This window comes from Salinadaptatus halalkaliphilus, assembly GCF_006543045.1.
Lineage (GTDB): Archaea > Halobacteriota > Halobacteria > Halobacteriales > Natrialbaceae > Salinadaptatus > Salinadaptatus halalkaliphilus.
In genome coordinates, this window is record NZ_RBZW01000014.1 from 61,198 (window position 1) to 73,731 (window position 12,534).

The following is a 12,534-nucleotide window of genomic DNA, read 5'->3' on the forward strand; positions in this document are numbered from 1 at the left end:
TGGGATCACCGGTCGGCGATGAAGTCGGTCACGAAAAGTCCGCCAACGACGATTGGCCGTGCGGTGGCTCCGGCTCGTCGATACTCTCTTTCGCCACTGCCGATTCCGCGGTGGTGTCGACTCGCTCGCCCTCCCAACTGTCTAAACTCGCCTGATCCGCGGCTGCGAACTCGAGGTTGGCGACGCGGACGCCGAGTTTGCGGACGGGAACGTCGTCGAACTCGGTACACAGTTCGCGAGCGATCTCCGCGACGAGATCGGGTTCGTCGACCGGGCCCGACAGCGACCGTTCGCGGGTGTTGACGTCGTATGGCGGCGTGACGGCTTTGACGCCGATCGTTCGGTACAACGCGCCTTCTCGTTGCGCTCGGTCGGCGACCGCTTCCGCGAGGGCCTCGATTTGGTCGTACTTCGGCTCCGGATCGGCCACCGGCTCGGCGAAAGCCGACTCCCTCGAGAAGCTCTTTGGCTCGCCTTTCGGCTCGACCCGCCGGTCGTCCTCGCCGCGGGCGCGGTCGTACAGCTCACGGCCCCGCTCGCCGAAGCGCTCGACCAGCGGCTCGGGATCGGCTGTGGCGACGTCGCCCGCCGTCTCGAGGCCCATCTCCCGAAGTTCCCGTGCTGTCACCGGGCCGACGCCGTGAAGGAGATCGACCGCGAGCGGGGCCAGAAACTCCCGCGTCTCGTCGGGTCTGACCACCGTGAGCCCATCGGGTTTTTCGAAGTCACTCGCGATTTTGGCCGTCGACATCGAGGCGGCGACGCCGACGCTGACGGTGACGCCGACCTCCCGGCGGATGCGATCTTTGATGTGGCGTGCGAAGCCGTCGGCGACGTTCCAGGCGGTTCGCTCGGTGACGTCGAGATAGGCTTCGTCGATGCTTACCTCGCGGACGACATCGGCACAGTCATGGAGGATCTCCCGGACCTCGGCGGCGATCGATTCGTAGTAGTCCATATCGACCGGACGGTAGTAGCCGGTTTCCGCCCGGGAGAGATCGGATTCGTCGCCCTCGTCCAGGGCGGCCCGCCGCGGCAGGGCCTCGAGCGCGCTCGAGATGGCATCGGCGCTCTCGACGCCGAACTCGCGGGCCTCGTAACTGGCAGTCGCGACTGCGCCGATCGTTTCACCGGGCTCGTATCCCATGCCGACGACGACGGGTTCGCCACGGAGTTCCGGTTCGCGAAGGCGCTCGCAGCCGGCGTAGAAACAGTCGGCGTCGACGTGACAGACGATGCGATCCTCGTCGTCGCCGTCTTCGACACCCGGTAACCGTGGCCCGTCGGACATGCGCGTACTGAGCGGTTCGTCCGAACCGTAGTGAACCTTGGGTCATGCGACCGGTTCGGTCGACGAACAGGCTTATTACACAGTCGTCTCATGCAGAATGTATGGGTCAGTTGGAGGGAACGCGGTTACGGCGGCGGGCGGTGCTTCTCGGGGCGAGCCTGGCACTGCCCGGGGCAGCCGGCTGTCTCGAAATCGATACGGGCGGCGAAAACACCGTCGACAACAGCGGGAACGGCGACGGAAACGGTGACGACGATGTCGACGGCGGTGGCGACACACTCGCCGAACCGACGGCGCCCGAACCCGGGTTCATCGTCGGCGACAGCGCCGACGCCGACTACGAGACACTCCAGAACGCCTACGATTCGCTCGAGTCCGGTGACGTGATCGGCCTCGAACCTGGCGAGCACACGGTCCAACTCGATGTCGACAACGCCGATGTCGGCGACGGCGAGGATCTGGTCAAGACCTACACCTACGTCGGACTCGCGGACGATCCCGACGAGACCTCGATCGAGTTCGTCCAGCCCGAAGCGACCTCCTACATCGTTCGTGGCCCGCAGCGATTCAGGCCCGAGGACGGTGCGCCAGGCTTCTGGCATCTGACAGTCGATATTCCAGAGACGGTGTCGTTCGCACGGATCGGTGCCTACGAGGACGACAGCGACAAACTCGACGACTACCTCGACGAGATCTTCGAGGACGAGGACGACCGCGAGGACCATCTCGCCGCCCACTTTGAGGCGTCCGAGGAGGACGACCTCACCGAAATCTATCCAAACGAGCAATCCACCGTCAACTACTGCGTCGTCGACGGCTCGTTCGACGGCCCGGTCAGCGCCTACGAGACGACGTTTACCGACGAGGTCTTCTACGAGGTGTCTCCGACCAACTGTCGGTTCTACGACGATGTCGGCGGACCGAGAGTGACCGCCAATCACTGCCAGTTCGACGGCCGAGTCGACGGCGACGGCGGCTGGGTCTACAACAGTACCATCGAGGGAATCGCGAGCCTGAACAACCTCACGATGGTTCGCTGTGAACTCCACAGCGGACTGAACGTCACCGGCGGCGGCAACGTCGACGACTGCGAGATCCAGTCTAAACCCGATACCGACCGCGCGATCGACATCCTGAGCAGGTACGACGTCGCTATCGAACACTCCGAGATCTACGGGACCATCCGATCGAACGAGGACGGCTCCTACATCGACCGCCTCGAGATGAACGTCGTCGACGCCCCCTCGAGCGCCCGGTTCGTCATCGACGGCGCACCGGCGACGAACATCTATCTCAACGTCTTCCGTGGCGGCGACGTTCGCATCACGACCGACACCGGCGACCTCTCGTCGTTCCCCAGCGACGACATCGATCTCTACGATTCCGAACGGGAGCTGGGGAACTACTACGCCGAGTGGGCGGGCGTCGACGCGGCCGACGAGGGCCTCCTCGAGACGCGAACGCTGCCCGGCGAAGACGGTGAGATGGATCGGTTCCCGCTCGCTACCGACGATATCGAAGCGTACGCTGCCGAAGCCGAGGCGGAAGACGAAGCAGACGACGATTGAGACGAACTGCTGGAAGTCAGTTCCGACGCGACCGCAAGACGTGTCACATTACTTTCAGTTATACTCCCGCCAGCGGCTGCCACACTCGGTGCACTTGAAAAATCGCGTCGGCGGTTCGTCCGCGGAGGCGGTCTGTTTGAGCGTGTACCAGGCTTCCTGATTCCCACACTCGTCACAGACGACGTCGGTCGAGGTCGGTTTCCCTTCGAAGTTCGCGTCTTCGCTCGACTCGATGACGTCGTCGTCGGTCTGGGCTTCCGTCGTGACGAACGCGTCCTCGAGATCGCGGTCACGATCTGTCGCAGCGCCACAGTCGGCGTTCGTACACTCCATCTGCTCGCCGTCTGCTTTCATCATCGACCCGCACTCGTCGCAAAATTGCATAGCCGTCCGTACGCGCTCGGTCGGCAAAAATATACTGTCGTCGCCGCCACGTCCCCTAAACGGTGCCCGGGCCATCGGCGAGCGGAGCCGTCGATTGGCACCGGCTGTCGGCCACCGGTATCAGTGCCGGTCGTCCTCGAGTGCCTCGTCCTCGAGGACGATCGGACAGTCGGCGACGCGAAACGTGCCCAGTGCAGCCAATTCGATGATGTCGGTGTCCTCGCGGGTACACGCGACCGTCGGGGGTTTGGCGAAGTGCTCGCACTGGTGGCAGTAGTTTTGGGCGTCGATCTCGCGAATCTCGCGATCTGTCTCACCGATCGGGACCGACGTGCCGTCCTCGAGGCGCTCCCAGAGGCGATCGCTATCGATTTCGGTGACGGGTTCCTGATCGAATAGTTCGTCGACATCGTCGGTCGTCGATCGGGCACTGGAGCTGGCGGTTGCACCGTCGTCATCGACGCGAGCGGCGAGCTCGCCCAGTGGAACCGCCGGTTCCGCCGGAGAAACTCGGTCGTCATCGGTATCGATGTCTGTCTCGTCAGCGGGGCCGATCGATCGGTCCGCGTCGTGGCTGTCGTCGTCGATCGTCTCGTCAGGGTCGTCGATCGGTCGATCGGTCGCCTCGGTGTCTCGGTCCGTCATGAGTGGGGGTCCGGGGAAGGGGTCGATTCCTCCGCATCGGCGCCAGCCTCGTTCGTCGACTCGTCGATTGCCTCCGATTCGACGGCCTCGAACACGTCGTCGGTTTCGGACGCCGGATCGTCGCTTCCCTCGAGTGCAGGTGGGTCGCCGGTCACGAGCGTGTCCGAGCCGAAAAAGGAGGTGTTTTCGACGACATCGACGATGGAGGATCCACAGTCCGGACAGGCGGGTTCGGTCAGTAATGCGATGTCGACGCTCGCGCCACAGTCTTCACAGGTGGCGGATCTGATACCGGCCCTGTTCGCTGCACGTTGGAGATCCGCGAGCGCGGTGTGTCGACGTTCGCGTTCGACGATTTCGTCGTACTGGCGTCGAAGCTCGAGGACGGCTCGAGCCAGTGTCGTGGATCGATCGTCGAACTGATCGACGCGGTCCAGCAGATCTTCGAGGATCGTTTCGAAGTTCTCGAACCCGCCCTCGAGTCGGTCCTCGAGGTCGTCGACATCCGCACGGATCACCTCGAGGTCGTCGGCCGCAGCATAGCTGGGGTGGTCGTGGTCGGCCGGCGCTTTCGCGTCGGCTTCGCGTTTGACCTGGATCACGCGCGAACGCACGTCTTCGATGAGATCCGTGAACTCCGCACGGTGGTCCTCGAGATCGTTCTCGACGTCCTCGAGTTGCTGTGTCACCTCCTCGAGTTGCCTGTCGATCTCCGCGCTGGTATCGGCGTTGCCCGGTATTTCGTCGGCGGTCGAGACCGAGTGCGCTGCCGTTACCAGTCGTCGGCAGAGTTCGTCACGAGTCTGGCCCTGTTCGGCGGCGATATCGGCCAGCCAGTCGTCGACGTCGGGCGGGAGTGAAATCGAGACACTGCCGCGGTATTGGTCGTCGCCCGCCATTTCTTCGGGGTTGGGTCGACCGCCAGATAAGGATTGTTGCCGTCAGCGGATCTTCCGGACGTTGCTGATATCGAAGCCGCCGTCACCGATCTCCGTCTCGAACCGGACGATGTTCTCGTCTTCGAGTCTCGAGAGAACCCCACGGAACTCCTGGACGACCAGCGTTCGGGCGCGTTCGGAGCCGCCGCTTTCCCACTCAAACCGAAGCGTGCCGTCGGTCGCCTCCTGGAGTCGTCCAAACTGGGTCGACGAAAGAACGTCGGCATTGACCAGTAGGAGGACCAAACCACCCCAGCGGTGAGAGGCCCGTGCAAGCCCCTTCAGTAGGACGGTCAGATCTGCCCAGCCGAGGTCGTCGTCGGCCGCGGACACGAGATCGGAGATCGAGTCGACGACGACCAGATTCCCGGCAGCGTGGTCCGTCAGATACGACGCGAACGCCTCGAGAACGTCGCTGTCGCCGGTGTGATCGCCAAGTTCGGTAATGTCGCCCGGGCTAGCGGCGTACCACTCGCGAGGGACCGGTGTCAGCTGGAAGTACTGCTTGGCCAACTCGACGAACTCGACGTCGTTCATCCCAGCGTCGACGAGCTCGTCATCCAGGACCACCGACATTTCGTCGGTAACGGCGCTTCGCTCGTGGGTAAAGGAGAGATAGTGTATTTCTTCGGGGACGGTCGTCCCCTCGGCGACGTCACCGTAATGAAGGTCGAACAGCTCGTGATCGGCCCTTGCGAGCCCGTTTATGAGCGCGCTCGTGTAGCAAAACTCGCGGGCACCGGCTCCTGACTGGCCCGCGAGTAAGACGACGCTTCCGGCAGGTGCTCCGCCACCGATCATCCGATCGAGCCGGGAGACGCCAAGTGGCATCCGCTCCATACCCGCCACTCTCGTGGCACTTGCTTACCAGTTGTGGCATCCACCGTCGAGTCGATCGCCCGTTTCGCCGATGCCGTCGACCGTCGCACCCGTCGTCGACGGCTGGGAGACGACGACCCGTCCCTCGAGTCCGTGTGTTGCAAGGGCTTGCTCGGCCGCGCGTTTCGCTTCCGTGGCGTGGCGGCGGTCGGTCACGCCGTAGACGACCGGTCCCCACGACGACTGGCCGACGCCGGAGAGCACCGGACAGTCCTCGAGCGTCTCGACGAGCGATCCGGCGGGTGGCCGAAAGACGCCGCCCTGGGCGTCGGCGTACCAGGATCCGTTCTTCCGGCCGATCTCGGCGATCGCCTCCCCGAAGGCCTCGAGTCGGCCGGCGGCGACCGCGGGCAGGAGTTTTCGGGTGAGGACGCCGGCGAGTTCGTCGGCGACTGCGGGGTCGGCTCGTTCGACGACCGCACGCATGCTCGCGTCTTCGTCGTCGCCGCTACGGCCGGGATCGGCGTCGGGGACGACGACGAGAAATCGCCACGTTTCGGGGAGGTCGTGACGGGCGACGATCGGTGGCACCGTCCAGTCGCCTTCGGCCGGCGGCTCGGTCGTAAACCGGTTCGTCGGATGGCCGGCGTCGACGACGAAGCCGCCCGCTTCGAACGTCGCGACGCCGACGCCGCTGCGGCCGCCTCGACCCATCGCCGGTGCGTTCGCTCTGACGGCCGGCTCGAGGTCGTGAGCCCGCGCTGTCGCCGCAAGGACCGCCAGGGCGAGTTGCGTGCCGCTGCCGAGTCCGACGTGGCGGGGAAGTCGCTGATCGACCGTTAGCCTGACACCCGACACGTCGAGTGCATCGACGGCCCGACTCGCATACTCCTCGGCAAGTGAATCTGCCGTCTCGACGGTGGCTGCCGGCTCGGCCGTTACCGTCACGCTCGGCTGCTTGAGCCCGACGCCGATCCCCCCGTAGAGGCGTCTGCGGGCGAGCGAGAGGTTCTGAAAGCCGACGTGGAGGCGAGCCCCGGTCGTAACGGTCGCGCGAACCATGTGCTACCCGTCCGTAGGAAACCATCCCGCAAGGGGGTTTCGACGGTGGCAACGTCTGGGAACGATGGAGACGAGCGTCGAGACTCGAGTTCCGGTGTATCGTCGATCCGAGACGAGTTCCGGCCGGATCCGCCTCGTCGGAATCAGTACCGTTCCAACCGTCGACTGCTGAGCGACACCGATACCCGCTGCATGATTTCGCACACCAGTGCGCGCTCAGGAGGATACTAGTGGCTTCCCAAGCCTGCACTGCTGGGTCGAACCAGTTGGCGGGTGTCGGTTCGACCCAGCAGTCGACGGTTGGGAGGGTACTAGTGTGGATTCGAAAATCCTGGCTATGGGATCAATCGACGGGGCAAGTCGAACGGTACGAAACGCCCGGTTGGCTACGAGGATCCCGTTCATCCGGTCTGCTGTACCGTTTTATTGGAGCGACCGCGAGCGCTCGTGGTCGCTCCATACCGACTCACAGCAGTCCGTATCAGTGGACGGATACCTCGTAGTAATCGGTATACTTGACGAGGTCGCAGGTGTGGAACCCTTCGGCAACAGCACTCTCTACCGCATCGTCGGTCGACTCGGTGAGTGACGGCAGTTCCGCTTTCGCACGCTCGCCTAGCTCGTCGTAGTGACAGACTCGGGAGTCAGCTGGAACGTCGTCGACGCGTTCGAGTGTGATTGTCTTACTCATGGTCGTATACAACACACATCGAGCGAAACGTATTCAACTTTTCCACGCAAATTTTCCGTGAACATTCACCACAGTCTCCGAACTGAGGGGTAATATCATACAAACGTCCACTTGCGTGTCGAAAACAGTGTGACTGTCTATCGCTTCGCTGCTTCGCCACCGGTGTGTCCCTAGTTACCACGGCAGGCCCCAACGTATGGGTTTTTTCTGGCGGTTCGGCGAAGATCGGTCGAAGAATATCGAAACCTATTCACGTGGGTATGTGGCCCTGAGTAGCAATGGAACGAACCGTCGTGACCACTCACGACACCGTCTGCGAACGGATCGTTACAGCGGTCGCAGAACTCGAGGATGTCGATCCGGTGGAGTTACCCCCGTTGTTCGACGTCGTCGACCCCGACGCGTTATCGACGATCTTTCGGTCGACGACCACGAGTGGTCCCAGAACCGGACAGGTTTCGTTTCCGTACGCCGGTTACGACATCTCGATCGAGTTCGGCGACGAGACCGTCCTTCGAATCACGTGATACGGGGTGGTGTCCCGATTGACCGGCAACTCCGCCAGGTCCTGTCGTTGCGCCGGAACTGACTTACAGCAGTCGGTCTGAGTCGTTGCTGTGAGCGAAAATCGCGTCGTTCAGGGACGGATGGTTACGAGAAAATCGCTCGCCGAACTCATCGAAGGCGAGTCAGTGATGGACGCCGAACCGATCGAAGACGCCGACCGGGACTGTCCGGAGTGTGGCGGTGACGTCCTCGAGGTCGGCTACATGCCGTCAGTGACGGCGTTTGTCACCGGCTGGAAATGCCAGGAGTGTGACTGGGCCGAGACCGACAGGGAGTAGCCAGCGCGAGTTCTTAGAGGAACCCACCCCACTCGAGGAGACACACGAGCGCTGCCAAAAAGACGTGTTCGCCGTCGACGACGAAACCGTAAAACAGCGGCCCACGGTCCGCCCTCGCAAACGGTGTGTAGGCGGTGACGTAGCCGTTCATCGCGAGGACGACGAGAAACGCCTGAGCGAGCGCCGTCTCGAAGACGACGATCACGACGGCGATGGCGACGGTGGCGGTTGCGACCAGCGATCCGATCCGGGTCACCCGTGGACCGAAGACGTTGGGGACCGTCGAAACTCCCGCTTCGCGGTCGCCCTCGATGTCTTTGATATCGAATATCACGGCGGCGATGGTGATCATCGCGAACACGTAGCCGGCCAGAAAGAGGATCTCGAGCGCCAGGAGCTGGCCATAGTAGTAGCCAACGCCCAGCGGGATCCCAGCCCAGGCCCCTCCGACGAAGCAGTTTTTCACCAGGAAGACGCGCTTGATTCCGCCGTAGGAGTACGCCAGTGCGACGACGAGTGGTAACCCCAGATACACCGCGCCGGGGAGGCCGAGAGCCACTGCAGCGACGATCGCCCCGAGGTATAGCCCGACGCCGACGGCGAGCCAGCCGGCCCCGTATCGCTTCGCAAACGCCGCGCGCCGGGGGACGTTCTGTTCGTCTTCGTCGAGGTCGGTGAACCGATTGACCGTGTAGACGAACATCGTCGCAGCGAAGACGATAAACAGCGGTATCGCCTCGAGGGGCAGTCCCGCCAGAATCATCGTCGTGACTGCCACGCTCGTGGTCGCCAGCGAAATAACGAGATTGCTATGGACCAGTGTCCGAACGACCCCAATCAGGGCCGAGACCGGTCGAGACTGTCCAGTACTCGAGGGTGAGTCGATCACGAGCGCGGCCCTCTGTTGCCCGACGACTGTCGAGGGGCAGCCGTCGTCGACGACCGCCAGGTCACGTGCGATCCACCACTACTGTAGCCGTAGCGGACGGACGAACTTGGTGATTGTGGGGGGCTGCAGACGGCCTTCGAAAACTGCCACAACGTTCACGTCTGTTGGCCGGTTCCGACAGCGAACAGTATAAATTGCCGACGACCGTTTTGGGAGTATGGGACGGATCGAGTTGACGAACAGTCAACAACATATTTTGACGGTACTTATTAATCACTACCAAGCCGCCGACGAGCCGATACCCGCGAAAGATATCGCTAGCGAAGTCGATCGCGAACCACGGACGGTCCGCAACCAGATGTCGAGTCTGAAAGATCTCAGCCTCGTCGAAGGCATTCCAGGACCCGCTGGTGGGTACAAACCGATGGAAAACGCCTACGATATTCTCGACCGGGAGGAACTCGAGGATCCGGAAATGGCTGTCCTCGCCCGGGAGTTCGACCGTGTCGATGCAATCGTCGACGCGATCACGTTTCCGAACGTCCACCATCCGGATGTCTGCCGGGCGCGGATCCGCTTTCAGCAGTCGATTCAGGAGTTCGACGAAGGTGATGCCATCGCGATCGGTGCGATGCCCGACTCCGAACTGCTGCTTGCGGGTGAGATCGAAGCGATCGAAACGACCCGCAATCAGATTATTCTCGACGTCACTCAAATCGAGGCCTAACGGTACGTCGGCGGTGCATACGCGATTCGCGACCTCGTATTGCGTATCGGTATCGACCACGAGCGAGCATCGACAATCAACGTCTGAGAAGCGATACACCAGAGAAGCGCCCGATCGAGCACTCTCGAGGTGATCTATCGGCAAAGTTCGGACGGCTGTGTGTCTTTCGGTGTTGCCTATTGAAATAGTACACAAAATCAGCTAGTCGAAGCACGGTATCGGAACGGTAGCGACGTGGAGTTGATACTCGTCTGGCGATTCCGGTAGCGAGTGGAAACTGGCAGGATTTAAGCAAGGTCGGCACGGCCGTTCGAATGGCTATGAAACTACACGAGTATCAGGCGAAGCAGGTCTTCGCCGACGCTGGCATTCCGACGCCGGCGTCAGCACTCGCCTCCGACGTCGACGGCGCGGTCGCCGCGGCCGAGGAGATCGGGTATCCAGTCGCGATCAAAGCGCAGGTACAGGTCGGTGGCCGGGGCAAAGCCGGCGGCATCAAACTCGTCGACGACCAGGACGAGGCTCGGGACGCGGCCTCCCAGATTCTCGGGATGGATCTCAAGGGCTACCACGTCGACCGCGTGCTCGTCGAGGAAGCCGTCGACTTCACGAACGAACTCTACGTCGGTATCACGATGGACCGCGGCGAGGGCAAGCCCGTCGCGATGGTCTCGACCAAGGGCGGCGTCAATATCGAGGAAGTCGCCGAGGAAGATCCTGACGCGATCGCCCGCGAACATATCGATCCTGCCTTCGGGATGCACCCATACCAGGCCCGAAAGGCCGTCTACGACGCCGGCGTCGACAAGTCGATCGCCAACGACGTCGCGAGCGTCCTCACGACGCTGTACGACCTCTGGGAGAGTCGGGATGGCTCCGACGCCGAGATCAACCCACTGATGGTCACAGCTGACGACGACGTTATCGCAGCCGACGCCGTGATGAACATCGACGAAGACGCACTCTTCCGCCAGCCCGAACTCGCCGAGATGGAAGAGGAAGCTGCCGGCGGCGACGAACTCGAGCAAAAAGCCGACGAGTACGGCTTCGACTACGTCCGCCTCGAGGGTAACGTCGGCATCATCGGCAACGGCGCCGGCCTCGTGATGACGACGCTCGACCTCGTCGACTACTACGACGGCGAGCCGGCGAACTTCCTAGACGTCGGTGGCGGCGCGAAAGCGGCCCGCATCGCGAACGCGCTCGATATGGTCTTCTCCGACGACAACGTCGACGCCGTCGTCTTCAACATCTTCGGCGGCATCACCCGCGGCGACGAGGTCGCCCGGGGGATCAACGAAGCGCTCGAGCAGTTCGACGAGATTCCCAAGCCCGTCGTCGTTCGACTCGCCGGCACCAACTGGGAGGAAGGGATGGAGATTCTAAACGAAGACCTCGTGACGGTCGAACAGACCCTCGAGGATGCGGTCGAGCGTACCGTCGCGTACGCCGCGGAGGTGAACGAATAATGAGTGTGCTAGTCGACGACGACACGCGCGTCGTGGTACAGGGCATCACCGGCGGGGAAGGCAAATTCCACGCCGAACAGATGATGGAATACGGCACGAACGTCGTCGCCGGAGCGGTTCCGGGCAAGGGTGGACAGGAAGCCGCCGGCGTTCCCGTCTACGATACGGTCCACGAGGCCGTCGAGGAAGAAAACGCAGACACCTCGGTCATCTTCGTCCCGCCGGCGTTTGCCGGCGACGCCGTCTTCGAGTCGCTCGACGCCGACCTCGAGCTCGCGGTCGCGATTACGGAAGGCATCCCGACTCAGGATATGGCTCGGGTCAACAAGCGTCTGACCGAAACCGACACGCGACTCGTCGGTCCGAACTGTCCCGGTCTCATCACCCCCGGCGAAGCCAAACTCGGTATCCTCCCCGGAAACATCTTCTCGGAGGGCAACGTCGGTCTCGTCTCCCGATCCGGGACGCTGACCTACCAGGTCGTCGACAATCTCACGAACCGCGGGATCGGCCAGACGACCGCCATCGGCATCGGCGGCGATCCGATCATCGGCACGGACTTCGTCGACGCCCTCGAACTCTTCGAGAACGACGACGACACCGACGCCATCGTCATGTGCGGTGAAATCGGTGGCGAAGACGAAGAAGAAGCGGCTGCGTTCATCGACGAAAACGTCGAGACGCCGGTCGCCGGCTTCATCGCCGGCCGAACCGCGCCGCCGGGCAAACGGATGGGCCACGCCGGTGCGATCGTTTCCGGCTCCGGAACCGGGACCGCCGAAAGCAAGATCTCCGCACTGAACGATGCTGGCGTCCCAGTCGGTGACACCCCCGAAGAAGTCGCCGACCACATCGAAGAGTTCCTCGCGTAACGACACCGGCTCGACGTTTTTCTTATCGACTCGCACGCCGTGCCTGCAACGCAGTTCGTTCCCGCCAGCTCCAGGCGAGAGCCACGACGAACGCGACCGTGACGGCGGTAAACAGCAACCAGTTGAGCACCGTCGGACCGCCATAGGGGGAGGCCGGGACGAGCACGCGAATCAGCTGTGTCATGGCCGCGACGAGAAACATCAGTCCGAATACCGACGAAATTGCGATCCAGACCCCGTTTCGGAACGCATCAGTCGTCTCCTGTGCGTCAGCCTCGCTCCGCTCACTCGGTTCTTCCGGTGGATCGGGCTCCGTTCGATATGAATGTCCCAT

At 62.7% G+C, this 12,534-nt stretch carries 15 protein-coding genes; 6 read left to right on the plus strand and 9 right to left on the minus strand.

Annotation, left to right across the window (positions count from 1 at the left end; translation table 11 throughout):
* Positions 1-28: 28 nt before the first annotated feature.
* Positions 29-1,291, minus strand: coding sequence for a DNA polymerase IV (dinB, locus tag D8Y22_RS05150; protein WP_141463646.1), 1,263 nt, complete (start codon positions 1,289-1,291; stop codon positions 29-31).
* 101 nt (positions 1,292-1,392) lie between these two features.
* Here dinB and D8Y22_RS05155 point away from each other — a divergent pair, with 101 nt between their 5' ends.
* Positions 1,393-2,859, plus strand: coding sequence for a hypothetical protein (locus tag D8Y22_RS05155; RefSeq protein ID WP_141463647.1), 1,467 nt, complete (start codon positions 1,393-1,395; stop codon positions 2,857-2,859).
* 54 nt (positions 2,860-2,913) lie between these two features.
* Here D8Y22_RS05155 and D8Y22_RS05160 read toward each other — a convergent pair whose 3' ends face one another.
* From D8Y22_RS05160 to D8Y22_RS05185, 6 genes are all read right to left on the minus strand, one after another.
* Positions 2,914-3,243, minus strand: a complete 330-nt coding sequence (locus D8Y22_RS05160; protein WP_141463648.1) for a transcription factor S — start codon at positions 3,241-3,243, stop codon at positions 2,914-2,916.
* Positions 3,244-3,363: 120 nt separating this feature from the next.
* Positions 3,364-3,888, minus strand: a complete 525-nt coding sequence (locus tag D8Y22_RS05165) for a hypothetical protein (RefSeq protein ID WP_141463649.1) — start codon at positions 3,886-3,888, stop codon at positions 3,364-3,366.
* The gene (locus D8Y22_RS05170) at positions 3,885-4,787 is read right to left on the minus strand and encodes an SIR2 family NAD-dependent protein deacylase (protein ID WP_174811767.1); all 903 of its coding nucleotides are present in this window, start codon (positions 4,785-4,787) and stop codon (positions 3,885-3,887) included. The genes D8Y22_RS05165 and D8Y22_RS05170 overlap by 4 nt, the downstream gene beginning before the upstream one ends.
* A 42-nt stretch (positions 4,788-4,829) precedes the next feature.
* On the minus strand, positions 4,830-5,666 hold the full coding sequence (locus D8Y22_RS05175; RefSeq protein WP_141463650.1) for an RAD55 family ATPase: 837 nt from the start codon (positions 5,664-5,666) through the stop codon (positions 4,830-4,832).
* A 24-nt stretch (positions 5,667-5,690) separates the two neighbouring features.
* Positions 5,691-6,707 carry a beta-ribofuranosylaminobenzene 5'-phosphate synthase family protein gene (locus D8Y22_RS05180; RefSeq protein ID WP_141463651.1) on the minus strand — a complete coding sequence of 339 codons (1,017 nt, stop codon included), beginning with the start codon at positions 6,705-6,707 and terminating at the stop codon, positions 5,691-5,693.
* A 481-nt stretch (positions 6,708-7,188) separates the two neighbouring features.
* The gene (locus D8Y22_RS05185) at positions 7,189-7,398 is read right to left on the minus strand and encodes a hypothetical protein (protein ID WP_141463652.1); all 210 of its coding nucleotides are present in this window, start codon (positions 7,396-7,398) and stop codon (positions 7,189-7,191) included.
* A gap of 278 nt (positions 7,399-7,676) precedes the next feature.
* Here D8Y22_RS05185 and D8Y22_RS05190 point away from each other — a divergent pair, with 278 nt between their 5' ends.
* Positions 7,677-7,925, plus strand: a complete 249-nt coding sequence (locus D8Y22_RS05190; RefSeq protein ID WP_141463653.1) for a HalOD1 output domain-containing protein — start codon at positions 7,677-7,679, stop codon at positions 7,923-7,925.
* 90 nt (positions 7,926-8,015) lie between these two features.
* Positions 8,016-8,243: a DUF5795 family protein gene (locus tag D8Y22_RS05195; protein WP_141463654.1), complete on the plus strand. Its 228-nt coding sequence runs from the start codon at positions 8,016-8,018 to the stop codon at positions 8,241-8,243.
* A gap of 13 nt (positions 8,244-8,256) precedes the next feature.
* On the opposite strand, the gene D8Y22_RS05200 is transcribed toward D8Y22_RS05195, so the two are convergent.
* Entirely contained in the window at positions 8,257-9,063 is an 807-nt protein-coding gene (locus tag D8Y22_RS05200) for a UbiA family prenyltransferase (RefSeq protein WP_394348188.1), read from the minus strand.
* 286 nt (positions 9,064-9,349) lie between these two features.
* Between D8Y22_RS05200 and D8Y22_RS05205 the strand changes: the two genes are divergently transcribed.
* The 3 genes from D8Y22_RS05205 to sucD all read left to right on the plus strand — a co-directional run bounded on the left by D8Y22_RS05205 (position 9,350) and on the right by sucD (position 12,200).
* On the plus strand, positions 9,350-9,859 hold the full coding sequence (locus tag D8Y22_RS05205) for an Rrf2 family transcriptional regulator (protein WP_141463655.1): 510 nt from the start codon (positions 9,350-9,352) through the stop codon (positions 9,857-9,859).
* 320 nt (positions 9,860-10,179) lie between these two features.
* On the plus strand, positions 10,180-11,328 hold the full coding sequence (gene sucC / locus D8Y22_RS05210) for an ADP-forming succinate--CoA ligase subunit beta (protein ID WP_141463656.1): 1,149 nt from the start codon (positions 10,180-10,182) through the stop codon (positions 11,326-11,328).
* Positions 11,328-12,200 (plus strand): succinate--CoA ligase subunit alpha, encoded by an 873-nt coding sequence (gene sucD / locus D8Y22_RS05215; RefSeq protein WP_141463657.1) that lies wholly within the window; start codon positions 11,328-11,330, stop codon positions 12,198-12,200. The genes sucC and sucD overlap by 1 nt, the downstream gene beginning before the upstream one ends.
* A 22-nt stretch (positions 12,201-12,222) precedes the next feature.
* On the opposite strand, the gene D8Y22_RS05220 is transcribed toward sucD, so the two are convergent.
* Positions 12,223-12,534: a hypothetical protein gene (locus tag D8Y22_RS05220; protein ID WP_174811768.1), complete on the minus strand. Its 312-nt coding sequence runs from the start codon at positions 12,532-12,534 to the stop codon at positions 12,223-12,225.